Origin of the sequence: Streptomyces sp. NPDC002566 (genome assembly GCF_042889585.1) — a bacterium.
Lineage (GTDB): Bacteria > Actinomycetota > Actinomycetes > Streptomycetales > Streptomycetaceae > Streptomyces.
This window is the reverse complement of the sequence record NZ_JBIARD010000012.1, coordinates 113,023-134,509: the sequence shown is the minus strand read 5'-3', so window position 1 is coordinate 134,509 and position 21,487 is coordinate 113,023. Positions and strand designations below refer to the sequence as shown.

At 73.1% G+C, this 21,487-nt stretch carries 21 protein-coding genes, 1 tRNA gene and 1 pseudogene; 8 read left to right on the top strand and 15 right to left on the bottom strand.

Features of this window, described 5'->3' with window-relative positions:
* Positions 1-15: 15 nt before the first annotated feature.
* The 5 genes from ACFYXA_RS33875 to ACFYXA_RS33855 form a co-directional block, all read right to left on the bottom strand.
* A complete protein-coding gene (locus ACFYXA_RS33875) occupies positions 16-981 on the bottom strand; it encodes a superoxide dismutase (RefSeq protein WP_352247848.1) in 966 nt (321 codons plus the stop codon).
* A gap of 188 nt (positions 982-1,169) precedes the next feature.
* Complete coding sequence (gene mshC / locus ACFYXA_RS33870) at positions 1,170-2,399, bottom strand: cysteine--1-D-myo-inosityl 2-amino-2-deoxy-alpha-D-glucopyranoside ligase (protein WP_389040198.1); 1,230 nt, start codon at positions 2,397-2,399, stop codon at positions 1,170-1,172.
* A 92-nt stretch (positions 2,400-2,491) separates the two neighbouring features.
* Positions 2,492-3,325, bottom strand: coding sequence for an SCO1664 family protein (locus ACFYXA_RS33865; protein WP_389040196.1), 834 nt, complete (start codon positions 3,323-3,325; stop codon positions 2,492-2,494).
* Entirely contained in the window at positions 3,289-3,879 is a 591-nt protein-coding gene (locus ACFYXA_RS33860; protein WP_351097470.1) for a DUF3090 domain-containing protein, read from the bottom strand. The genes ACFYXA_RS33865 and ACFYXA_RS33860 overlap by 37 nt, the downstream gene beginning before the upstream one ends.
* Positions 3,880-3,966: 87 nt before the next feature.
* On the bottom strand, positions 3,967-4,653 hold the full coding sequence (locus ACFYXA_RS33855) for a histidine phosphatase family protein (protein WP_130444175.1): 687 nt from the start codon (positions 4,651-4,653) through the stop codon (positions 3,967-3,969).
* A gap of 62 nt (positions 4,654-4,715) precedes the next feature.
* Between ACFYXA_RS33855 and corA the strand changes: the two genes are divergently transcribed.
* Positions 4,716-5,711, top strand: a complete 996-nt coding sequence (gene corA / locus ACFYXA_RS33850; RefSeq protein ID WP_352247856.1) for a magnesium/cobalt transporter CorA — start codon at positions 4,716-4,718, stop codon at positions 5,709-5,711.
* On the opposite strand, the gene ACFYXA_RS33845 is transcribed toward corA, so the two are convergent.
* Both ACFYXA_RS33845 and ACFYXA_RS33840 read right to left on the bottom strand, forming a co-directional pair.
* Positions 5,689-6,483 (bottom strand): ferritin-like domain-containing protein, encoded by a 795-nt coding sequence (locus ACFYXA_RS33845; RefSeq protein WP_389040190.1) that lies wholly within the window; start codon positions 6,481-6,483, stop codon positions 5,689-5,691. The genes corA and ACFYXA_RS33845 overlap by 23 nt on opposite strands.
* 208 nt (positions 6,484-6,691) lie before the next feature.
* Entirely contained in the window at positions 6,692-7,747 is a 1,056-nt protein-coding gene (locus ACFYXA_RS33840; protein ID WP_352247860.1) for an LLM class F420-dependent oxidoreductase, read from the bottom strand.
* 198 nt (positions 7,748-7,945) lie between these two features.
* Between ACFYXA_RS33840 and ACFYXA_RS33835 the strand changes: the two genes are divergently transcribed.
* Positions 7,946-8,932 carry an aldo/keto reductase gene (locus ACFYXA_RS33835; RefSeq protein WP_352247862.1) on the top strand — a complete coding sequence of 329 codons (987 nt, stop codon included), beginning with the start codon at positions 7,946-7,948 and terminating at the stop codon, positions 8,930-8,932.
* Positions 8,929-11,175, top strand: a complete 2,247-nt coding sequence (locus tag ACFYXA_RS33830; protein WP_389040185.1) for a helix-hairpin-helix domain-containing protein — start codon at positions 8,929-8,931, stop codon at positions 11,173-11,175. The genes ACFYXA_RS33835 and ACFYXA_RS33830 overlap by 4 nt, the downstream gene beginning before the upstream one ends.
* 88 nt (positions 11,176-11,263) lie before the next feature.
* Here ACFYXA_RS33830 and ACFYXA_RS33825 read toward each other — a convergent pair whose 3' ends face one another.
* Positions 11,264-11,947 (bottom strand): hypothetical protein, encoded by a 684-nt coding sequence (locus ACFYXA_RS33825; RefSeq protein WP_352247866.1) that lies wholly within the window; start codon positions 11,945-11,947, stop codon positions 11,264-11,266.
* 47 nt (positions 11,948-11,994) lie between these two features.
* On the opposite strand from ACFYXA_RS33825, the gene ACFYXA_RS33820 reads away from it, so the two are divergent.
* The gene (locus tag ACFYXA_RS33820; protein ID WP_130444161.1) at positions 11,995-12,183 is read left to right on the top strand and encodes a DUF5703 family protein; all 189 of its coding nucleotides are present in this window, start codon (positions 11,995-11,997) and stop codon (positions 12,181-12,183) included.
* A 78-nt stretch (positions 12,184-12,261) separates the two neighbouring features.
* Here ACFYXA_RS33820 and ACFYXA_RS33815 read toward each other — a convergent pair whose 3' ends face one another.
* The 3 genes from ACFYXA_RS33815 to ACFYXA_RS33805 all read right to left on the bottom strand — a co-directional run bounded on the left by ACFYXA_RS33815 (position 12,262) and on the right by ACFYXA_RS33805 (position 15,013).
* The gene (locus tag ACFYXA_RS33815) at positions 12,262-13,137 is read right to left on the bottom strand and encodes a chaplin (RefSeq protein WP_389040180.1); all 876 of its coding nucleotides are present in this window, start codon (positions 13,135-13,137) and stop codon (positions 12,262-12,264) included.
* A gap of 144 nt (positions 13,138-13,281) precedes the next feature.
* Positions 13,282-13,515, bottom strand: a complete 234-nt coding sequence (locus ACFYXA_RS33810; RefSeq protein WP_351097486.1) for a chaplin — start codon at positions 13,513-13,515, stop codon at positions 13,282-13,284.
* Positions 13,516-13,684: 169 nt separating this feature from the next.
* Positions 13,685-15,013, bottom strand: coding sequence for a M20/M25/M40 family metallo-hydrolase (locus ACFYXA_RS33805; RefSeq protein ID WP_130444155.1), 1,329 nt, complete (start codon positions 15,011-15,013; stop codon positions 13,685-13,687).
* 181 nt (positions 15,014-15,194) lie between these two features.
* Here ACFYXA_RS33805 and ACFYXA_RS33800 point away from each other — a divergent pair.
* Both ACFYXA_RS33800 and ACFYXA_RS33795 read left to right on the top strand, forming a co-directional pair.
* A tRNA-Leu gene (locus tag ACFYXA_RS33800) sits at positions 15,195-15,279 on the top strand.
* A gap of 132 nt (positions 15,280-15,411) precedes the next feature.
* Positions 15,412-15,846: a YchJ family protein gene (locus tag ACFYXA_RS33795; protein WP_389040175.1), complete on the top strand. Its 435-nt coding sequence runs from the start codon at positions 15,412-15,414 to the stop codon at positions 15,844-15,846.
* 9 nt (positions 15,847-15,855) lie between these two features.
* Here ACFYXA_RS33795 and ACFYXA_RS33790 read toward each other — a convergent pair whose 3' ends face one another.
* The gene (locus tag ACFYXA_RS33790; protein WP_352247874.1) at positions 15,856-16,557 is read right to left on the bottom strand and encodes a FadR/GntR family transcriptional regulator; all 702 of its coding nucleotides are present in this window, start codon (positions 16,555-16,557) and stop codon (positions 15,856-15,858) included.
* 130 nt (positions 16,558-16,687) lie between these two features.
* Between ACFYXA_RS33790 and ACFYXA_RS33785 the strand changes: the two genes are divergently transcribed.
* Together ACFYXA_RS33785 and ACFYXA_RS33780 are read left to right on the top strand one after the other, a co-directional pair.
* A complete protein-coding gene (locus ACFYXA_RS33785; RefSeq protein ID WP_389040171.1) occupies positions 16,688-17,203 on the top strand; it encodes a gluconokinase in 516 nt (171 codons plus the stop codon).
* Positions 17,204-17,412: 209 nt separating this feature from the next.
* The gene (locus ACFYXA_RS33780; protein ID WP_389040167.1) at positions 17,413-18,810 is read left to right on the top strand and encodes a GntP family permease; all 1,398 of its coding nucleotides are present in this window, start codon (positions 17,413-17,415) and stop codon (positions 18,808-18,810) included.
* A 121-nt stretch (positions 18,811-18,931) separates the two neighbouring features.
* Here ACFYXA_RS33780 and ACFYXA_RS33775 read toward each other — a convergent pair whose 3' ends face one another.
* From ACFYXA_RS33775 to ACFYXA_RS33765, 3 genes and pseudogenes are all read right to left on the bottom strand, one after another.
* Positions 18,932-19,558 carry a cytochrome b/b6 domain-containing protein gene (locus tag ACFYXA_RS33775; protein ID WP_352247880.1) on the bottom strand — a complete coding sequence of 209 codons (627 nt, stop codon included), beginning with the start codon at positions 19,556-19,558 and terminating at the stop codon, positions 18,932-18,934.
* The gene (locus ACFYXA_RS33770) at positions 19,542-20,267 is read right to left on the bottom strand and encodes a molybdopterin-dependent oxidoreductase (protein ID WP_389040162.1); all 726 of its coding nucleotides are present in this window, start codon (positions 20,265-20,267) and stop codon (positions 19,542-19,544) included. Before ACFYXA_RS33770 ends, ACFYXA_RS33775 begins: the two co-directional genes overlap by 17 nt.
* 138 nt (positions 20,268-20,405) lie before the next feature.
* Positions 20,406-21,327 (bottom strand): annotated as a pseudogene (locus ACFYXA_RS33765) (hypothetical protein); the annotation flags it as partial.
* Between the last annotated feature and the right edge of the window lie 160 nt (positions 21,328-21,487).

Here is a 21,487-nt window from a genome sequence, read left to right as displayed (position 1 = left end):
ACCGCCCTCTCGTCGTCAGACGCGGTCCACGGCCACCACGTCGTAGTCGGTGGCGGGCGTCGGGTCGACGTCGAAGCGGGCGTTCGGCAGGTAGAGGCGGTCGCCCCACGCCGCGGCCGTCGTCGGGATGCGGAAGCGCGGGTCGGTGATCCGGGCGATGGCCGTGCCCCGGGTGCCGGCCGCGTTCAGCCGGAACACGTCGATCGCGTTCTGCCGCTGCTGGACGACGTAGAGGATCCGGCCGAGCAGCAGCAGGCCGTCGCCGTTGGGCAGCCGGGCCGGCCCGAGGTCGACCGCGCGGGCGACTCCGGTGGCCGGGTCGACCCGCATCAGGCCGCCGCCGTCGGCGACGGTGTCGACCACCAGCAGCGCCCTGCCGTCGGGGGTGCGTTCGATGCCGTTGGCGGTGAACTCCTCGCCCTGCACCCAGTCGCCGCTCAGCGGCAGGGTCTCCAGGGCCTGCGGCGTGCCGTGCCGGCCGAGGACCAGTTTGTAGAGCCGGGGTGCGAAGGAGTCGGTGAACCAGGCGGCGCCCGGGGTGAGGATCACGTCGTTCACGAAGACGCCGCCGGTGGCGTGGACCTGCTCGGTCTCGCCGGTGCGGGCGTCGGCGACACGGATCTCGCCGCTCGGGCCGCCGGCGAGGAAGAGCCGGTGGTGCCGGTCGATCTTCAGTCCGACGGTGGGGTGGCCCTCGCCGAGGCCCTTGACGGCGAGGGAGCCGCGGCCGGTGGCGAGGCTCACCCGGTGGACGTCGCCGTTCGCGAGGGAGCCGAGGTAGGCGTGGGGGCGGCTGCCGATGGTGATGCCCTCGGGCTGGAAGCCGTCGGGCAGGGGGAACGCGGCGGGCCATGCCGTGCCGCGCGCGCCGGCGGCGTGGGCGGTGGTGGCGCCGGTGCCGCCGAGGAGCGCCGCGCCGGACAGGGCGGCGGTCGCGGTGAGAAGTCTGCGGCGGGCTAAGGAGCGTTCTGTGGATGCCACTGTGCGTCCTTCCGCGTGGGGGCCGGCTCGTGGCCGGCGGAGCGGTTGTCGTCAACGCTCACACCCCATCACATGACAGGCGTCACCGGCAGCCTGACGACGGGTCGGGCGGGGGAACGGCAAGTGCCCTTCCGCTTCGGGGTGTTGCTCCCGAGGGGAAGGGCACGTGCCGCTTTCTCGCGCGCGGGTTACAGCGCCACGCCGAGCAGGGCGTCCACCGCTCGCGACACGACGCCGGGCGCCCCGGTGTCCGTGCCGCCCCGCTCCTGCTGGAGCGCGGCCCAGCGGTCGACGGCGGCCAGCGCGGCGGGGGCGTCCAGGTCGTCGGCGAGGGCGTCGCGGATCTCCTCGACGAGGGCCTCGGCGGGCGGGCCGTCGGGCCGGGAGACGGCCGCGCGCCAGCGCCCGAGCCGGTCCTGCGCGTCGGGGAGCACCTGGTCGGTCCACTCCCAGTCGGCGCGGTAGTGGTGCGCGAGCAGGGTGAGCCGGATCGCCGCCGGGTCGACGCCGTCGCGGCGCAGTCGCGAGACGAAGACGAGGTTGCCCTTGGACTTGGACATCTTCTCGCCGTCCAGGGCGACCATGCCGGCGTGGACGTACGCCTTGGCCATGGGGAACTCGCCGGTGAGGACCTGGGCGTGGGAGGCGCCCATCTCGTGGTGCGGGAAGGCGAGGTCGGAGCCGCCGCCCTGGATGTCGAAGCCCATGCCGAGGTGGTCCAGGGCGATGGCGACGCACTCGATGTGCCAGCCGGGGCGGCCGCGGCCCAGGGAGGCGCCGTCCCAGCTGGGCTCGCCGTCCCGGGCGGCGGTCCACAGCATCGGGTCGAGCGGGTTCTTCTTGCCGGGGCGGTCGGGGTCGCCGCCGCGTTCGGCGGAGAGCAGCCGCATGGCGGCGGCGTCCAGGCGGGACACCGTGCCGAAGTGCAGGTCGGACTCGACGGAGAAGTAGACGTCGCCGTCGAGTTCGTAGGCGGCGCCGGCGTCGCGGAGCCGCTCGACGAGGGGCACGATGCCGGGTATCGCCTCGACGGCGCCGATGTAGTGGCGCGGTGGGAGCATGCGCAGGGCGGTCATGTCCTCGCGGAAGAGGGCGGTCTCCTTCTCGGCGAGGGCGGTCCAGTCGACGCCGTCGCGCTGGGCCCGCTCCAGGAGCGGGTCGTCGACGTCGGTGACGTTCTGGACGTAGTGGACCTGCCGCTTGGTGTCGAGCCACACGCGCTGCACGAGGTCGAACGCGTTGTAGGTGGCCGCGTGACCCATGTGGGTCGCGTCGTACGGCGTGATTCCGCAGACGTAGATTCGGGCGACGGGACCGGGGTCGAGGGTGACGAGGCCGCCGGTCGCGGTGTCGTGGATCCTCAGGTCGCGGCCCTGACCAGGCAGGGCGGGGACCTCGGAAGCGGGCCAGGCATGCATGTCATGAGCCTAACCGGACCGGAGTTCCCGTTACGAACCGGAGCCCGCCGGTTGACCGGGAAGGCACTCTTGCGCGTCCGTCGCAAGTGTGTTCAGACGGGGGGCCAGGGGATCGCCGGCCAGTCGCCGCCGGGCTCGGGGTGTCTGCCGGAGGCCAGCAGGTCGTCGACGCGCGCGCGGGTGGCGTCGGTCTCCGCCGGTGTGATGAGCCCGGCCAGGACGCCGGTCAGCTCCCCCGCCGGTTCCAGGGCGGTGCGCAGGCGCTCCAGGGCTTCGACGGCGTCCGGGGTGAGGGGTTCTCCGGCCCAGCCCCACAGCAGGGTGCGCAGTTTGTTCTCGGCGTTGAAGGTGACGCCGTGGTCGATGCCGTACAGGTGCCCGGTGTCGGTGGTCAGCAGGTGGCCGCCCTTGCGGTCGGCGTTGTTGACGACGGCGTCGAGCACGGCGAGCCGCCGCAGCCGTTCGTCGTCGGCGTGCACGAGGAGCGCCGTGCGGCCCTCGCCGACGTCGGCGAGGCCGATCGCCTTCCAGCCGGGCTCCGGTTCCTCCGCGTCGACGAGGGCGAGCAGCCCGTCCTCCGCGGAGGCCTCGATCCACAGCTGGCACATGCCTTCGCCGTACGGTCCGTCGCGCAGGACGGTGGGCGGTACGAGTCCCCAGCCGGTGGCCTCGGAGACGGCGTACGCGGCGACCTCCCGCTGGGCGAGGGTGCCGTCGGGGAAGTCCCACAGGGGCCGCTCCCCCGCGACGGGTTTGTACACGCAGGCGGCTTCGCGGCCCTCGTGGGCGACCGTGCAGTACAGGGCCGCGTTGGAGGCGTCCTGGATGCGTCCGCGCACGGTCAGCTCGCCCCGGGCGAGCAGGTCGGCGAAGTCGGGGCCGGCGGTCGTCACGCCCCGCGGCGGTATCCGTTCTGGCGCGGACATACGTGTCCTTCCGGGTCGAGCGGCAGACTGCACAGCGGGCACGGCGGCCGGCCGGCGTTGACGACGTCGAGGGCCCGCTTGGCGAAGGCCCGGGCCTGGGCGCCGGTGAGGCGGACCCGCAGCATCGGGGGCCCGTTCTCCTCGTCCTGGAGGAGCCGCTCCTCCGCCTCGGCGAGGTCTTCCTCGGAGTCGGCGTCGAGTTCCACGAGGGCCTGCGCCTCGACGATCATGCGCTGTTCCTCGCCGTCCCAGGCGAGGGCCATGGTGCCGACGCGGAACTCCTCCTCGACCGGCGTTTCGAGGGGCGCGGTGTCGGCGACCTCGGCGGGCGCCACGGCGGGTACGGCGGCGCTCCCGCCGCTACGGCGTACGACCTCGTCCAGCAGCTCGTCCATGCGCTCGGCGAGTGCGGCGACCTGGGTCTTCTCCAGTGCCACACTGGTCACCCGGGAGCCTGCGGCGGCCTGGAGGAAGAAGGTACGGCGTCCGGGCAGTCCGACCGTACCGGCCACGAAGCGGTCCGGGGGGTCGTAGAGGAACACCTGACGGGACACGTCCTGTCTCCATGGGAATCGTGGGTACGTGAACGTCCATGCGTGAACGTGCGTATGCGGACCGCTTCACCCTACTGCGGCCGACGATCACGGTGCGCCCGCACCGCCTCCGACCGCGGCGTCCTCGGCGGGGGGCTCCTCGCGGGGCGTCAGGGAGGCGAAGTCGCCGGTGTCGCCGAGGCGCACGAGGAAGGGCCGCACGCGGGTGTAGCGGATCGCGGTGATGGAACACGGTTCGACGGAGATCCGCTGGAAGAGGTCGAGATGGAGTCCGAGGGCGTCGGCGACGAGCGACTTGATGATGTCGCCGTGCGAGCACATGAGGTAGACGGCGTCGGCGCCGTGGTCGCGCTCCACGCGCGCGTTCCACTCGCGGACCGCTTCGGCGGCGCGGGTCTGCATGGCGCGCATCGACTCGCCGCCCGGGAAGGCGGCCGCGGAGGGGTGCGCCTGGACGATGTCCATGAGCGGTTCGTCCTTCAGCTCGGCGAGCTTGCGGCCCGACCAGTCGCCGTAGTGGCACTCCCCGATCCGTTCGTCGGTGTGCGCGGGCAGGCCGGGGCGGGCGTCGAGGAGGGGCTGGACGGTTTCCTGGCAGCGTTGCAGGGGGCTGGCGACGACCTCGGCGATCGGCAGTCCGGCGAGCCGCCCGGGGAGTGCGGCGGCCTGCTCGGCGCCGCGCTCGTCGAGGGCGACGCCGGGCGTCCAGCCGGCGAGGAGGCCGGCGGTGTTGGCGGTGGACCGTCCGTGCCGGACGAGGATCAGCGTGGGCATGCGGCCCAGGGTAGGCGTACGCCGGGGGGCGAAGAGGAACGGCCGAAGGGAGAACACGCTCCGTGATCGTGGACTGTGCCATCTACCGTGACGGGCACCGCAGTGACGGCCCGCAGGACTTCTCCGACGCGCTGGACGAGGCGCGCGCCGCGGGCGGTTTCGTGTGGATCGGGCTGCATGAGCCCACCGAGAAGGAGTTCGACCACGTCACGCGGGAGTTCGCGCTGCACCCGCTGGCGGTGGAGGACGCGTTGAAGGCCCATCAGCGGCCCAAGCTGGAGGTGTACGACGACTCGCTGTTCCTGGTGCTGAAGCCGGTGGTGTACGAGCAGGAGAGCGACACGGTGTCCTCGGGCGAGGTCATGGTCTTCCTCGGCGACTCGTTCGTGGTGACCGTGCGGCACGGTGAGGGCGCTCCGCTGGCGGCGGTGCGGCAGCGGCTGGAGCACGAGCCGGAGCTGCTGGCGAAGGGGCCGACGGCGGTGCTGTACGCGATCGCCGACGCGACGGTGGACCACTATCTGGATGTGGCGACGGAGTTGCAGACGGACCTGGAGGAGCTGGAGGCGGAGGTGTTCTCCCCGGACGGCGGCGGTTCGCGGCACACGGCGTCGCGGATCTACACGTTCAAGCGGCAGGTGCTGGAGTTCCGCCGGGCGACCGGTCCGCTGGCGCCGCCGATGTCGCGGCTGGCGGGCACGGGGGCGATGGGGTCGACTCTGCCCTTCGTCAACGACAAGGCGCGGCCGTTCTTCCGTGACGTCAGCGATCACCTCGCGCGCGTGAACGAGTCCGTGGAGAGCCTGGACCGGCTGGTGTCGGACATCCTGTCGGCTCACCTGGCGCAGATGAGCGTCCGCCAGAACGACGACATGCGGAAGATCTCCGCGTGGGCGGCGATGGCGGCGGTGCCGACGATGATCGCGGGCATCTACGGCATGAACTTCGAGCACATGCCGGAACTGCACTGGGTGTGGTCGTATCCGGTGGTGATAGCGGTGATGGCGGCCCTGGAGGTGGGCCTGTACCGGTTGTTCAAACGGCGGGGCTGGCTGTAGCCGCGGGTTCGGGGCCGCCGAGGGCGTTGGTGCGCAGGGGTGGTTTCAGGGTGACCATGCGGTGCCAGCCGGCGAGGCGTTCCCAGGCGTGGACGGCGTGGATGCCGGCGGCGAGGGCGGTCCGTTTGGGGCGGCTCCAGCCGAGGATGCGGCCCATGTGGGCCATGACGGCGAGGCTGACGTCGCGGTAGACGCGGATCTCGGCGAGCGCGCATCGGCGCAGGGTGCGCTGGATGGTCCGGCCGTGTCCCGCGCGCGCGTAGCGCAGCAGTTCCTCGTGGCAGTAGGCGAGGTGGTTGTCCTCGTCGTGGGAGATCATCTTCACCGCGCGGCCGAGGTCGGGGTGGTCGCCGAAGTGCTTGCGCAGCAGCCGCATCTGTTCGGAGGCGCGTTGTTCGGTGACGCGGCTGTGGGCGAGGTAGGTGACGATGTCGGGCACGGTGAGCGGCTCGTCTGCCCGGAGTCGGTCGTGCTGGAGGCCGATGCCTTCGCGCTCCAGGAGCATCGTGTAGTCGGTCTCGGGGGGTACGGGGGCAGGTGACAGGCCCCGTTTCCTCAGGAGGGCTTCGAAGATCCGGCCGTGTTTGTCCTCGTCGGCTCCGTGCCGGGCGATCTTGGGGGCGAGGTCGCGTTCACCGGGTGGGACGAGGGCGGCGATCCGGGCGTTCTCCCAGCCGCCCTGGGACTCGCCGCCGGCGGCGATGGAGCAGAACAGCCGGAACGACTCGTCGTCGTCGAGGATCTCCTGGAAGAGGTTCTTGGCCGAAAGCATGGGGGCACCTCTCTGCATACCGGGAGAACGAGTCAAGTGCCGTATGTGAGGGGCTGCAACAGGTGCGCCGGACGGCTCGGCCGAAAAGGTGACGGCCTCGCTCGCCGCGGGGGCGTAACCGGCCGGGTCCCGACGCGTTGTTCCCCGTGACGGCCGTGGCGGGGAAGACCCCCGAGCCCCCACCACGGCCGCTGAACTTCTGGAGGGCCTACGCCAGGCCGGAGAGCTCCAGGGCCTCCGCGCCGGCCCGCAGGGAGGCGAGGCGCTCGTCGAGGGAGAAGCCGGCGGGGGCGAGGCTGAGGGTGGTGACCCCGGCCGCGGCGTAGGCCTTCATCCGGTCGGCGATGCGCTCCACGGAGCCGAGCAGCGTGGTGCTGTCGATGAGTTCGTGCGGCACGGCGGCCGCGGCGCCCTGCTTGTCGCCGGAGAGGTACTTCTCCTGGATCTCGGTCGCCGCCTGCTCGTAGCCCATGCGGCGGGCGAGCTGGTTGTAGAAGTTCTGCTTGGGGCTGCCCATGCCGCCGACGTAGAGGGCGGTGTAGGGGCGGAAGGCGTCGGCGAGCCGCTCGACGTCCTTGTCCTCGCCGACGGCGAGCGGCAGGGTCGGGCAGACGTCGAAGCCGTCCAGCGTCTTGCCGGCCTTCTCGCGGCCCGCGCGCAGGTGCTTGACGGCGGTGTCCTCGAGGTGGTCCGCCGAGGGGAAGATCAGCAGGGCGCCGTCGGCGATCTCGCCGGTCTGCTCCAGGTTCTTCGGGCCGATCGCGGCGATGTACAGCGGGATGTGCTCGCGCTGCGGGTGCACGGTCAGCTTGATGGGCTTGCCGGGGCCGCCGGGCAGCGGCAGCGTCCAGTGCTCGCCCTCGTAGGACAGCCGCTCCCGCGTCATCGCCTTGCGGACGATCTCGACGTACTCACGCGTGCGGGACAGCGGCTTGTCGAACTTGACGCCGTACCAGCCCTCGGAGACCTGCGGGCCGGAGACGCCGAGGCCGAGGCGGAAGCGGCCGCCGGACAGCGAGTCGAGGGTGGCGGCGGTCATCGCGGTCATCGCCGGCTGGCGGGCCGGGATCTGGAAGATGGCCGAGCCGACGTCGATCCGCTCGGTCTGGGCGGCGACCCAGCTGAGCACGGTGGCCGCGTCCGAGCCGTAGGCCTCGGCGGCCCAGCACACGGCGTACCCCAGCCGGTCGGCCTCCTGGGCCACGGCGAGGTTGTCCCCGTCCATTCCGGCACCCCAGTAGCCGAGGTTGATCCCGAGCTGCATGGCCGATTCCCCTTACTGATCAGTAACGACGCTGTTTCCGGAGACAGTAGCGCGGGGCCGCCCGCCGGGTCAGGTCGGTGTGGCGAGGGTCGCGTCCGCCGGGCGGGCCTCCGGCCTGCGCCGATCCGGGGCGCGGCGGCCGGAACCGTTGTCCACAGGCAACCCATGGCCCAGTTCTGGCCAGTAATCTCGGCGTCCATGGAGCAGAGGCATCTCGGCCGTACGGGCCTGCGCGTGTCCCGGATCGGGCTCGGCACCCTGACCTGGGGCCGCGACACCGACGAGCATGACGCCGCGGACCTCCTGAAGACGTTCTGGGAGGCGGGCGGCACCCTCGTCGACACCGCGGACGTGTACGGCGACGGGGAGGCCGAGTACCTGCTGGGGCGGCTCATGGACGGGCTGATCCCGCGCCGGGATCTGGTCCTTTCCACCAAGGCGGGCAGCGTGCCCGACCCGGACCGGCGGGTCGACGGCTCCCGCGGGCATCTCCTCGCCGCACTGGACGCCTCGCTCGCCCGCCTCGGCACCGACCACGTCGACGTGTGGCACGTGCACGCGTACGACCCGGACACGCCGCTGGAGGAGACGCTCCAGGCGCTCGACATCGCGGTGGCCAGCGGGCGCGCCCGGTACGCCGGCGTCTCCGACTTCTGCGGCTGGCAGCTCGCCAAGGCCGCGACCTGGCAGCTCGCCGCGCCGGGCACGCGGACCCGGCTGGCCGGCACGCAGATGGAGTACTCGCTGCTCCAGCGGGGCGTGGAGCGCGAGGTGCTGCCGGCCGCGCTGGATCTGGGCATCGGGCTGCTGCCGTCCTCCCCGCTGGGGCGGGGGGTGCTCACCGGCAAGTACCGGGGCGACGCGCTGCCCCCGGACTCGCGCGGCGCCTCCGAGCACTTCGCGCCGTTCGTGGAGCCCTACCTCGACGACACGGCGAGCCGCATCGTGGACGCGGTGACGACCGCGGCGGACGGGCTCGCGGTGACCCCGCTGCAGGTGGCCCTGGCGTGGGTCCGCGACCGGCCGGGGGTGACCGCGCCGATCATCGGCCCGCGCAACGCGCTGCAGCTCACGGGGGCTTTGTCAGTGGAGGCCCTTAGTCTTCCTGACGAGATCTGCCGTGCGCTCGACGATGTGTCGGCGCCGGTGCACCGCTATCCCGATCACGACTGGAGCACGCTGTGAGCACGGAGCCGGACCCCCCGGAGCACGAGGCGCCCACCGGGCCGGCCACCCCGGAGACGGGCCCTTCGGAGACGGAACCGACGCCGGCCGAGACCGTGGAGGACACCGAGGTCGCCGAGGTCACCGAAGCCGGTGAGAGCACCGCGGACACGGAGGCCGCGGCCCCCGTCGTCGACGCACCGCCCGGCGAGCCTGCGGCGGACGCTCGGGCCGAGGGGGAGGGGGGGCAGGTTTCCGAGGCCCAGGCGGAGCTTGCCGCTCAGAAGGCGGAGCGGGAGCGGATCGAGCGGCGCAAGGCCGAGCGTCAGGGGCCCGTCGAGGCGGGCGGCAAGCTCAGCGGGAAGGCCGCCGATCTGCTCGCCGCGGTGCGCGCCGTGGAGGGCGGCGCGAAACCGGCCGCCACGGTCTTCGCCGACCCCGAACCCGCCCCGCGCCGCCCCGCCGCCCAGGAACCCGTGCGCCGCCCCCAGCCCGCCCCCGCGCCCGCCCCGCAGGGGCCCGCGCCGGAGACCGTGGAGGCCGTGCGCCGCGTCCTCACCGGCGCGGGCGCCCCCGAGTCGCTCGCGCCGCAGGTCGCGGCCGTGCTCGGCGAGGGCGCCGGGGAGGCGCTGGCCGAGGACCCCTGGCAGTTGCTGCGCGTCCCCGGGGTCCGGCCGGAGCAGGCCGACGGCTTCGCGCGGGCGCTGCTCGGCCCCGACTGCGCGCCCGACGACGAGCGGCGCGCCCGCGCGGTCACGGTGTGGCTGCTGGAGCAGGCCGCCCTGGCCGGACACACCGCGCTGGAGCTGCCCGCGCTGACCACCGCGCTCGGCAGGCAGGGCGTCCGGGACGCCGACGCGGCCGTGCAGAGCACCCTCGCCGAGGGCGAGGCCCTCGTCTTCCAGGACGCCCTGGACGAGCCCGGGGCCGCGAAGCCCGCCGACGCGTCGGCGGAGGGCGAGGAGGGCGAGGAGGAGGCGCGTCCGGTCCGGGTCCTGGTCGGGCTGGAGCGGTACGCGCTCGCGGAGGAGAGCCTCGCCGACGGCCTGGCCCGGGTGGCCACCTCGCCGGCCGAGGACGCCCCGGCGCGGTGGGAGCAGGCCGCGGCCGGGGCGTCCGGCGGCGCGGCCGAGCTGATCCGCGCGGTCGCCGGGCACGGACTGGTGCTGCACACCGGCGGCGAGGCCGCCCGCGCCGAGCCGGCGGCCCTGCTCGCCGCCGCCCGGTCTCTCGGCCTGCGCGCGGTCGCCGCGTGCCACACCCCGGACGGGCGGCGGCGGTTCGCCGCCCTGCTGAAGGAGCCGGGCGAGGACGTGGTCACCGTCGCCGGTCTGCTCGCGGGCGCCGAGGGGCCCGGCCGGGACGCCGACGGCGCCCTGGCCCTCGATCTGCTGATCCTTCCGGACACGCCGCAGCTCGACGTGGAGAGCGCCGCGATGCTGGTGGAGTCCCTGCCGGACGGGGCCCGGCTGGTGCTCGGCGGGGACCCGGCGCTGCTGTGGTCGGCCGGTCCCGGCCGGGTCTTCGCCGACCTGCTCGCGGCGCGCGTGTGCCCGCAGATCGCCTCGCGCACGCCCGACCCCGGGCCGCTGGGCGAGCTGACCTCGGGCATCGGCTTCGGTGAGCTGAACCAGGTCGAGGCGCCCGGCAAGGAGCTGGTGATCGTGCCGGTGCGCGACGCGGGCGAGGCCGTGCACAGGACCGTGCAGCTCGTCGCGGACTCCGTGCCGCGCGCGTTCGGCATCGCCCCGGAGCAGACGGTGGTCATCACCCCGGGCCACGGTGGCGCGGCGGGCACCCGCGCGTTGAACGCGGCGCTGAAGGAGCGCCTCAACCCCGGCCCGGGCCGCTTCGGCGGCTTCGACCCGGGCGACCGGATCGCGTACACGCCCGCGCCGGGCCGTACGGTGCCGGGTCAGGTGGTGGGGGCCGACGCGGACGGCCTGCACCTGTCCTGCGCGGACACCGCCGTGGTCGTGCCGAAGGAGCGGGTGGAGCAGTCGGTGCGGCACGGGTGGGCGCTGACTGCGCACCAGGCGGTGGGCGGCCGGTGGCCTGCGGCGGTGGTGGTGCTGCCGGGAGACGCGGCTCAGGCCCTGTCCCGCCCCTGGGTGTACACGGCGTTCGGGCGCGCGGAGCGCCATCTGTCCGTGGTGCACGGGGTCGAGCAGGCCCTGCCCCGGGCGGTCGCCGAGGTCGGGCCGAAGCCCCGCACGACGCGGCTGCCGGCACTGCTGCGCGCCCAGGTGCCGGCGGCGGGCTGACGCGGACGGCGGCGGTCACGGCGGGTCTCCCCTGCCGTGACCGCCGCCGTCACCGCGCGCGTCACGTCACGTACTGCCCCTCACGACGTCACCGGTCGGCGCGGTGCCCGTCCAGCGGCGCCGCGCCCTCGTCGTCCGTGTCGTCGTCGTCCACGTCGTCCAGCTCGTCGTCGAAGACCGAGCTCACGTCGAAGCGGCACACCACCTGTTCGGGGTCGGGCTGGTCGAACGGCGTCTCCAGCCAGTCGCCGGGGTCGGCCGGTTCGTCGGCGGCCACGACCCAGAGCGTGGAGTCGCCCTCCTCCAGGCCGAACTCCTTGTGCCTGGAGGCGATCTCGTCCGGCTCGAACTCGCCGAAGAGCAGGCCGAGCGCCCCGTGGACCGTGCCTGAGGCCTCCGTGTCCGTGCCGGCGCCGTCGGACTCCGCCGCCTCGACCCGCTGGGCCTGCGCCAGCAGCCGCTGCGGTTCCGCCACGGAGTAGTCGCGGCGGATCAGCACGCTGAGCGCGTTCGGTTCCTCGGGACCCGCGTACGGCGGCAGCGCGTCCTCCGCGGCGGGGATCTCGAAGGGGGTGACCTCGTCGTAGCGGTCGTAGAGCAGTTCGTCGTACGCCTCGGCGGCCGCGGCCAGCTGGTTGAAGGCCTCGTAGACGGCCTGGTCGTCCTCTCCCGTCCTGCGTTCGACCGCGGCCAGGTGGCGGTCGAGCGCGGTCTTGACCGCCTCGGCGGCGGCGCGTACCTCGGCAGCGGTGGGCTGCGCAGCATCAGACATAGTGCAGACGCTATCCGTACCGGGCCCCAGACCGCACAATAGATGCGATGCCGGAATACGAATTTGTCGACGTGTACGTACCGCGCGGGGTGTCCCGGAGCGAGGCGACACGACTGCTGACGGACCACGCGGAGTACGGAAACTGGGAGCTGCACCGTCTGAGCCTGCTGCGGGACGGCAGCCGCAGGGTGCGGTTGAGGCGACGGATCATCCGCCAGGTGCGGGCCACTTGGTGAGCCGAGGATGACGCGAACGGAGCGGGCCCCGCCGAGGCGGGGCCCGCTCCGTCGTGCGCGGTGCCGTGGGGGTGCCGGCTACGCCTGGGGGCGCGCCTTGCGGTAGAGGACCGCGCCAGCGAGCAGCGCGCCGGCGCCGACGGGCACGGCGAGGCCCAGCGGGAGTTCGCTGCCGGTGGTGGCGAGCTGTGCGGTGGCCCGGCCGGCGGGCTGGTGTGCGGCGGTGGAGGAGCCCGCCGGGGTCACGTGGCGCGGCGTGGACGGCTTGCCTTCGGGCGTGGTCGGGCTGGAGGTGCCCGGGTTGGTCGGGGTGCCGGGGTTCTGGTTGCCGGGCTCGGGGGGCTGGTGCTCGCCGCCGGGCGGCGTGCCGTAGTCCCAGTCGGGGGCGGGGCGGCTGTCGTTGTCGCAGCGGTTGCCCATGGTCGGGTTGAGGATGCCGACGGCGTCGATGCCGTTGCCGCAGAAGTTCACCGGCACGTGGACGGGCGCCTGGACGTGGTTGCCGGAGCCGATGCCGGGCGAGCCCTCGGTGTGGCCGCCCGCGTGCGCGCCGCCGTGGCCGCCGTGCGCGCGGGAGCCGCCGTGGCCACCGCGGTCGTCGTGGCCGCCGTAGCCGCCCTGGTCGCCGTAGCCGCCGTGACCGCCGTAGCCGCCCTGGTCGCCGTGACCGGAGTGGCCGCCGTCGCGTCCCTCCGACCGGCCGCCGCGGTCACTCCCGTTGGAACAGGCGTTGCCCGTGGCCGGGTTGAGGGCGCCGATGACGCTGACGGTGTTGCCGCAGACGTTGATCGGCACGTCCACCGGCACCTGGACGGTGTTGCCCGAGAGCACGCCGGGCGAGTGGGACGCGCCTGACTGCGCACCGGAGTCGGCGTGGGCGTAGCCGCCTGCGGCGGCGATCACGCCCGTGGCGGCCGCCACGGTCATGAGGCCTTTGCGGGTGACCTGTCGCATGACTGAATCCCTTGCTTTCTTCGTCGAATGTCTTCGGCGTTTCACGCCGACAAGGAGTGCCTCGAGAAAAAGACCGGTAGGCCCCGGAGCGCATGGCGTGCGCTCCGGAGCCGACGGTGTGGACGACCCCTCAGCGGGTCGATGTCACTTGTTGAGGCAGGCGTTGCCGAAGGCGGGGTTCAGCGCGCCGATCGCCGAGATCGTGTTGCCGCAGACGTTCACCGGGATGTGCAGGGGCGCCTGGATCACGTTGCCGGAAGCGACGCCCGGGGAGTGCACGGCGGCGGCCTGAGCACCCGAGTCGGCGGCGGCCATGCCCGCGCCCGCGAGAACCAGTCCACCGGTGGCAGCCGCAGCGGCGACGACCTTCTTGATCATTGTTCCTCCTTGTTGGCAAACCTTGTCGGCAAAGCGATCCCAATCAGCGGATCGCATCACCAGTAACGAGGAGGAATTAGTGGGGCTACGCGCTTATCGGCGCATTCACTCGTCCCAGTCACGTCCGTACAGGCGGCCGAATGCCGAAGTGTCGATTCAGCGGGAGGAATCAGGACGCGTCGATGAAGCGGTCGAGCACCCGCACGCCGAACTGGAGCCCGTCCACCGGCACTCGCTCGTCGACGCCGTGGAACATGCCGGCGAAGTCCAGCTCCGGCGGCAGCTTGAGCGGGGCGAAGCCGAAGCCGCGGATGCCGAGGTCGTCGAAGGACTTGGCGTCGGTCCCGCCGGAGAGCATGTACGGGATGGCCTTGGCGGTCGGGTCCTCGGCGAGCAGCGAGGACTGCATGGCCTCCACCAGCGCCCCGTCGAAGGTGGTCTCGACGGCCTTGTCGGCGTGCACGTCCTCGCGGCGCACGTTCGGGCCGAGGATGCGGTCCAGGTCGGCGAGGAACTCCTCCTCATGTCCGGGCAGGAAGCGCCCGTCGACGTGGGCGGTGGCCTCGCCGGGGATCACGTTGACCTTGTAACCGGCGCCCAGCTGCGTCGGGTTGGCGGTGTTGCTCAGGGTCGCGCCGATGAGCTTGGCGATGCCGCCGAGCCGGGCGAGCGTCGACTCCATGTCCTCCGGATCCAGTTCGGTGCCGAGCGCGTCGCCGAGCTCGTCGAGGAAGGCCCGGGTGGTCTTGGTGACCCGTACGGGAAAGCGGTGCCGGCCGAGGCGGGCGACGGCCTCGGACAGCTCGGTGATCGCGTTGTCCCGGTGGATCATCGAGCCGTGCCCGGCGGTGCCGGCCACGGTCAGCTTCATCCAGTGCATGCCCTTCTCGGCAGTCTGGATCAGGTAGAGCCGCCGCTTGTCGTCGACGGTGAAGGAGAAGCCGCCCACCTCGCTGATCGCCTCCGTGACGCCCTCGAAGAGCTCCGGGTGGCGGTCGACGAGGTGGCGTGCGCCATAGGTGCCGCCGGCCTCCTCGTCGGCGAGGAAGGCGAGCACGATGTCGCGCGGGGGCCTGCGGCCCGAGCGCAGCCGGTCGCGCACGACCGCGAGGGTCATCGCGTCCATGTCCTTCATGTCGACGGCGCCCCGCCCCCACACACACCCGTCGGCGACCTCGCCGGAGAAGGGGTCGTGGGTCCAGTCGGCCGCGTTGGCCGGTACGACGTCGAGGTGGCCGTGGATGAGCAGCGCGGGCCGGCTCGGGTCCGTGCCCTCGATGCGGGCCACCGTGGAGGCGCGGCCCGGGTGCGACTCGAAGATCCGGGGCTCCAGCCCCACCTCGGCGAGCTTCTCGGCGACGTACTCGGCCGCCTTGCGCTCACCCGGACCCGAGTGGTCGCCGTAGTTGCTGGTGTCGAACCGGATCAGGTCGCGGCAGAGGTCCACGACCTCGTCCTCGCCGGTGACGCCCCTGGCCGTGTCGTCCGTCGCGCTCACTCTGCTTCCTCCCGCTGTCACTGCTGGTGGTCCCCTTCATCCTCCCCCTCCCCCGCCGCTCGCCCAAGAGCGCTCCCGGCCCGTCACACGCCGTTCACGCCCGGCCCGTGATCGGGCACCCTCGAAAGCCTGGTAATGTTTACGTCGTCGCCGCGGGGAAAACCCGCACGACAGACACCTTGTCCGGGTGGCGGAATGGCAGACGCGCTAGCTTGAGGTGCTAGTGCCCTTTATCGGGCGTGGGGGTTCAAGTCCCCCCTCGGACACTGAAGATGAGTGAGGGCCGCGACCATCGAGGTTGCGGCCCTCGGTCGTGTCCGGGGGCGTGTTCCGGCCGCGCTCGTCGGGGTCCGGTGCCCTTCGGTGGCCCGGTGCGGGCGACCGGCACAATGGGGGGCATGTCCCGACGTACCGCCCGCCCCGGGCGTCCGGCCCGGCCCGCCCGTGCCGCCGCCGCTGCCGCCGTCTGTCCCTGCGGTCTGCCCGAGGCCTACGAGGCCTGCTGCGGTCGTTTCCACTCCGGCGCGGCCGTCGCACCGACCGCCGAGGCGCTGATGCGTTCGCGGTACAGCGCCTTCGTGCGGGGCGACGCGGGGTATCTGATGCGGACCTGGCATCCGCGGACCCGGCCTGCGGGGCTCGACCTCGATCCCGGCACGCGGTGGACCGGCCTGGAGATCCTCGCCACGGCGGAGGGCTCCCCGTTCCACTCCACCGGCATGGTGGAGTTCCGGGCGTCCTACCGGGGCGGGTCGCTGCGCGAGCGGAGCCGGTTCGAGCGGGTGGACGGCGCGTGGGTGTATGCGGACGGGGAGTTCCCGGACGCGGCCTGACCCTCGGCCTTACGGGGCGAGGATGTCCAGTTCCTTCAGGGCGCCCGCGGTGACCTCCCGGGTCAGCCGCTCCGCGCGCTCGGCGTCGCCCTCGCGGACCGCCTCGGCGAGCTGGACGTGCAGGGTGACGGCGGCCGGGTCGGGGTCGTGGAACATGACCTCGTGCTGGGTGCGGCCGGTGAGGACCTCCGCGACGACGTCGCCGAGGCGGGCGAACATCTCGTTGCCGGAGGCCGTGAGGATCACCCGGTGGAAGGCCACGTCGTGGAAGAGGTATCCCTCCAGCCTGTGGCCGCGTGAGTTCGCGACCATGCCGAGCGCGCACTCGGTCAGTTCGGCGCACTGCTCCGCCGTGGCGTGCTGGGCGGCCAGGCCCGCCGCGACCGGCTCGATCGCCGAGCGCAGCACGGTGAGCGAGCGCAGTTGGTGTGGGCGGTCGGCACCGGCCAGCCGCCAGCGGATGACCTGCGGATCGTAGACGTTCCACTCCGCCTTGGGGCGGACCGTGACGCCCACGCGGCGGCGGGACTCCACCAGGTGCATGGACTCCAGCACGCGGACCGCCTCGCGCATCACGGAGCGGGAGACGTCGAAGCGCTGGGCCAGTTCGTCGGTCCGCAGCACGCTCCCCGGCGGGTAGTCGCCCGCCGTGATCGCGGGGCCGAGGGCGTCCAGTACTCGGCCGTGCAGACCCCGGCCCGGAGTGGTCATGCACTCAGCGTACGGGGTGGATCAAGGACTCAAAAAGTCAGACTTATTTGCCACAGTCTCTTGAATTCGTCGTACCTAATGCGTTTCAGTGTCGTCGACATCAGGTGTCGAGGAAGACAGTGAGGCAGAGATGCGCACCCCGCACGTCGTCGTGGTGATGGGCGTCGCCGGCACGGGCAAGACCACGATCGGTCCTCTGCTCGCGGCCCGGCTGGGCGTCCCGTACGCCGAGGGCGACGACTTCCACCCGCCGGCCAACATCGCCAAGATGTCGGCCGGCACCCCGCTCGACGACGACGACCGGTGGCCGTGGCTTGACGCCATCGGCGCCTGGGCGCACGGGCGGGCGGGGCTCGGCGGGGTGGTCAGCTGCTCGGCGCTCAAGCGGTCGTACCGCGACCGGCTCCGGGCCGCCGCGCCCGGTGTGGTGTTCGTGCACCTCGCGGGCGACCGGGCGTTGATCGAGGACCGGATGGGGCAGCGGCAGGGGCATTTCATGCCGACCGCGCTGCTCGACTCCCAGTTCGCCGCGCTCCAGCCGCTGGGCGCGGACGAGGCCGGGGCGGCGGTCGACGTCTCGGGCTCCCCCGAGGAGATCACCGAGCGGGCCGCCAAGGCCCTGGCGGAGCTTCCGGACGCGTCATAGCCGGAGGCACCCGAAGCGGTAGCCGCGGGCACCCCCAAGCGGTAGTCCCAGCGTGCCCGTAGGACCTCGGGCGCCCGTCCGCACCCGTAGTACCCCGACCCATACCCGTAGTCCCCCCGTATCCGCAGTCCCCCATACCCGCAGTCCCCGTACCCGTAGTACTCGCATCACCCCCCTTCCCCCCGTCCCCGTATCTGCAAGGAACCCCCGTGACCAGACTCAGCGTCGAGATGCTGGCAGCGGACTCGGCCGAGCCCATCACCTCGGCCGGCCACGCGCAGCTGGGCATCGCCGTGCTGGCGGGCATCGCCCTCATCGTCCTGCTCATCACCAAGTTCAAGCTTCACGCCTTCCTGGCGCTGACCATCGGCTCGCTCGCGCTCGGCGCGTTCGCCGGGGCGCCGCTGGACAAGGCCATAGCCAGCTTCACCACCGGGCTGGGCACCACGGTCGCCGGTGTGGGCGTGCTGATCGCGCTCGGCGCGATCCTCGGCAGGCTGCTCGCCGACTCCGGCGGCGCCGACCAGATCGTCGACACCATCCTCGCCAAGGCGGGCGGCCGTTCCATGCCGTGGGCGATGGTGCTGATCGCCTCGGTGATCGGTCTGCCGCTGTTCTTCGAGGTCGGCGTGGTGCTGCTGATCCCGGTGGTGCTGATGGTGGCCAAGCGGGGCAACTACTCGCTGATGCGGATCGGCATCCCGGCGCTGGCCGGTCTGTCCGTGATGCACGGGCTGGTGCCGCCGCACCCCGGCCCGCTGGTCGCGATCGACGCGATCGGCGCCGACCTGGGGGTGACGCTCGCGCTCGGCGTGCTCGTGGCCGTCCCGACCGTCGTCATCGCCGGCCCGGTCTTCTCCCGTTACGCCGCCCGCTGGGTGGACGTCCCGGCCCCGGACCGCATGATCCCGCAGCGGCCGTCGGAGGAGCTGGAGCGGCGGCCCGGCTTCGGCGCGACGCTGGCGACCATCCTGCTGCCGGTGGTGCTGATGCTGGCGAAGGCGCTGGTCGACATCGTCGTGGACGACCCCGACACCACCGTGCAGCGCGTGTTCGACGTCGTCGGCTCGCCGCTGATCGCCCTGCTCGCCGCCGTGCTCGTGGGCATCTTCACGCTGGGCAGGCCGGCCGGGTTCTCCAGGGAGCGCGTCTCGCAGCTCGTCGAGAAGGGGCTCGCGCCGATCGCGGGCATCCTGCTGATCGTCGGCGCGGGCGGCGGCTTCAAGCAGACGCTGATCGACTGCGGCGTCGGGCAGATGGTGCTGGACGTCTCCGAGGACTGGTCGATCCCGGCCCTGCTGCTGGCGTGGCTGATCGCGGTGGCGATCCGGCTGGCCACCGGTTCGGCGACGGTGGCGACGATCTCGGCGGCCGGGCTGGTCGCCCCGCTGGCCGCCGACATGTCCACGGCCCACGCCGCCCTGCTGGTCCTGGCCATCGGCGCCGGCTCGCTCTTCTTCAGCCATGTCAACGACGCCGGGTTCTGGCTGGTGAAGGAGTACTTCGGGCTGAGCGTCGGGCAGAACATCAAGACCTGGTCGGTGATGGAGACGATCATCTCCGTGGTCGCCGGCGGGCTGGTGCTGCTGTTGTCGCTGGTCATATAGAGGTAGGGGCGAACCCCCAGGGGGCGTCAGGGGCGCGCGGTGATCCGCGCGCCCCTTCCGCGTTCCAGTCACCGGCGCCCCTTCTGCGTTCCGGTCACCGGCGCCACCGCCGGTGCCGGCGTCATCGGCGCCACAACGGATGCTCGCGCTCGGCCCATTCCTCGCTCACGGTTCCGGTGCGCATGCCGCGCCGGGCCTCGGGGTCGGCGAGGGCCATGCCGATGTGGCCGGCGAGGACGATGCCGACGGTCAGGGCCAGCCAGTCGTGGACGAAGGTCGCGCTGGTCCGCCAGACCAGCGGGGTGAGGTGGGTGAACCACATCAGCAGCCCGGTGCCGAGCATGACCAGCGTGGCCCCGGCGATCCAGGACGCGTAGACCTTCTGCCCCGCGTTGAACTTGCCGGCCGGGCGTGAGGCGCGTCGCCGGTCCCGGCGCAGGGCGGCCCGCAGCCAGCGGCGGTCGTGCGGGCCGAACCGGTTGAGCCGGCCGAGGTCGGCGCGGAAGGCCCGGGAGGCGAGGCCCGCCAGGACGGGTGCGGGAAGGGCGAGGCCGGCCCACTCGTGGACGCGGACCACCAGCTCGCGGCGGCCGACGAGCCGCGCCAGCTCGGGGATGTAGAGGAAGGACGCCGTCACCACGCAGACGCCCATCAGGACGGCCGTGGCGCGGTGGATCCAGCGTTCGGCGCGGCTGAAGCGGTGGACGCGGGCGGGGGCGGCCGGCGGGGCGTCAGCTCGTAGGCTCATCGTCCCGCCCGTTCGAACGGCCCACCCAGGCGTCGACGTCGTACCCGCGCTCCTCCCAGTAGCCCGGCCGGACCTTCTCGGTGACGGTGATACCGGAGAGCCACTTGGCCGACTTGTAGAAGTACATGGGGGCGACGTACAGGCGGGCCGGGCCGCCGTGGTCGTGGCCGAGGTCCTCGTCCCGCATGCGCAGGGCGACCAGGACGTCGGAGCGGCGGGCCTGGGCGAGGGTGAGGCTCTCGGAGTACACGCCGTCGAAACAGGTGAAGCGGACCGCGCCGGCGCCGGCGCGCACGCCGGCCGCGTCGAGCAGCGTGGAGAGGCGGACGCCTTCGAACGGTGTGCCGGGGACCCGCCAGCCGGTGACGCACTGCACGTCCTTGACCACGCGGCTCTGCGGCAGGGCCTTGAGCTCGGCGAGGGTGTAGGCGGCGGGCCGGTCGACGAGGCCGTCGACGGTGAGGCGGTAGGACCCGGCGTCCTTGTGCGGGACGGAGGAGGCCACGGAGTAGTAGCGGAAGCCGCCGCCGTTGGGGAGGAGCCCGGTGAGGCCGGTGGGGTCCTTGTCGGCGGCGCCGCCGAGGAAGTCCTCCAGGCCGCGTTGCAGGGTGGGCGCGGCGAAGACGCCGAGGGCGCCCAGGCCTAGGGTGCCGAGGAAGACGCGGCGGCCTATGGGCGCGCCCCGTTCCTCGGTCGGTTCGGGATTCACCTTTCCATTCGAGCACTCGGGAGGACCGCGGGGCCAGGGTTTGCGGTGCCGTTAAGGACTTCGTAAGGAGGCGGCGGGGGTGGCGCTGCCCGTAGGGGGTGTCCCGGCCGGGGGTCGTGCGGGCAGGAGGTGGAGTCGGGTGCCGAGGGAGCGGTTGCGGGCGGCGTGGAAGGCGGCGTAGGGGTCGCGGTCGGGGTAGGACCAGGGGGCTGGGGTGACGTGGTCGCCGATGCGGTGGAACAGGGCGGCGGCCTCGGCGGGCCGGCCTTCGCAGATCTTGGCGTGGGCGAGGTAGTTCAGGTCGATCAGGCGGCGGGGGGTGGTCGTCGTGCTCCCATTCGAGCCACCAGTCGAAGGCGGCTCTCATGACGGCGCCGGACCGGTGGTCGCGCCAGTGGGCTGCGGTGGCCGGGTCGGCGGGGGCGAGGCCGCGGACGGCGAGGGCGCGGTAGCGCTCGGCGTGCGCGACGACGGGGAGGATGGCGAGGGGCGAGTCGGCGGGGGCCTGTTCGGCGGCCCGGGTGGCGAACGCGTAGACCTCGTGGAGCGGGTCGGGGCCGGCGGCGGCCCGGCGTTCGGCGAGCAGGGCGACCATCAGGTGGTGGGCGTGGTGGTGGTCGCGGTGCCGGGTCGTGATCTCCTCGAAGATCTGTACGGCGTCGGCGCCGCCGGTGTGTTCGAGCTGGAGGAGGCCGAGCCAGGGGGTGGGGTCGGCGGGTGCGAGGGCGGCGGCGTCCCGGCAGGCGGCGCGGGCGGCGGCGGTGTCCTCGGCGCCGGCGAGGGCGCGGCGTGCCCGGGCCAGGGCGAGCAGGGCGGTGGCGTCGGCGGATCCGGGTTCGGCGCGCAGCCACGCGTGGGCGTGCGGGACGGCGGCCGGGTCGAGGGCGAGGACGGTGAGGCGGTGACCGCGCCGGTCCCAGTCGTCGCCGGTGCGGGCGAGCAGGGAGCGGGCGGTCTGCCAGCGGCCCTCGGCGAGGTCGGTCCGGGCGGCGGCCAGCTCGGTGTCGTCGAGTGCCTCGGGTCCGGGGCGGGGCGTGCGCGGGGGCGGGATCAGTGGCACCGGGGGTCTTCTCACCCTCCTCGTGACGGGCCTGGTGTCGGCACGCGAACGGCCGATCAGCGCCCAGCCAAACGTCAGCGAGCGCTTGCCGTCAAGGAGCCGCGCCCATATGACAGCGGTCAACTACCGCATGGAAGAAGGGACTTGGTGACACTCCTCG

What these genes read in the sequence shown, in the direction of transcription:
- mshC (WP_389040198.1), bottom strand. Translation starts at nt 2,399, where the DNA reads ATGCATGCCTGGCCCGCTTCCGAGGTCCCCGCCCTGCCTGGTCAGGGC.
- ACFYXA_RS33865 (WP_389040196.1), bottom strand. Translation starts at nt 3,325, where the DNA reads ATGTCCGCGCCAGAACGGATACCGCCGCGGGGCGTGACGACCGCCGGC.
- ACFYXA_RS33855 (WP_130444175.1), bottom strand. Translation starts at nt 4,653, where the DNA reads ATGCCCACGCTGATCCTCGTCCGGCACGGACGGTCCACCGCCAACACC.
- ACFYXA_RS33845 (WP_389040190.1), bottom strand. Translation starts at nt 6,483, where the DNA reads ATGCTTTCGGCCAAGAACCTCTTCCAGGAGATCCTCGACGACGACGAG.
- ACFYXA_RS33840 (WP_352247860.1), bottom strand. Translation starts at nt 7,747, where the DNA reads ATGCAGCTCGGGATCAACCTCGGCTACTGGGGTGCCGGAATGGACGGG.
- ACFYXA_RS33835 (WP_352247862.1), top strand. Translation starts at nt 7,946, where the DNA reads ATGGAGCAGAGGCATCTCGGCCGTACGGGCCTGCGCGTGTCCCGGATC.
- ACFYXA_RS33825 (WP_352247866.1), bottom strand. Translation starts at nt 11,947, where the DNA reads ATGTCTGATGCTGCGCAGCCCACCGCTGCCGAGGTACGCGCCGCCGCC.
- ACFYXA_RS33820 (WP_130444161.1), top strand. Translation starts at nt 11,995, where the DNA reads ATGCCGGAATACGAATTTGTCGACGTGTACGTACCGCGCGGGGTGTCC.
- ACFYXA_RS33815 (WP_389040180.1), bottom strand. Translation starts at nt 13,137, where the DNA reads ATGCGACAGGTCACCCGCAAAGGCCTCATGACCGTGGCGGCCGCCACG.
- ACFYXA_RS33810 (WP_351097486.1), bottom strand. Translation starts at nt 13,515, where the DNA reads ATGATCAAGAAGGTCGTCGCCGCTGCGGCTGCCACCGGTGGACTGGTT.
- ACFYXA_RS33795 (WP_389040175.1), top strand. Translation starts at nt 15,412, where the DNA reads ATGTCCCGACGTACCGCCCGCCCCGGGCGTCCGGCCCGGCCCGCCCGT.
- ACFYXA_RS33790 (WP_352247874.1), bottom strand. Translation starts at nt 16,557, where the DNA reads ATGACCACTCCGGGCCGGGGTCTGCACGGCCGAGTACTGGACGCCCTC.
- ACFYXA_RS33785 (WP_389040171.1), top strand. Translation starts at nt 16,688, where the DNA reads ATGCGCACCCCGCACGTCGTCGTGGTGATGGGCGTCGCCGGCACGGGC.
- ACFYXA_RS33775 (WP_352247880.1), bottom strand. Translation starts at nt 19,558, where the DNA reads ATGAGCCTACGAGCTGACGCCCCGCCGGCCGCCCCCGCCCGCGTCCAC.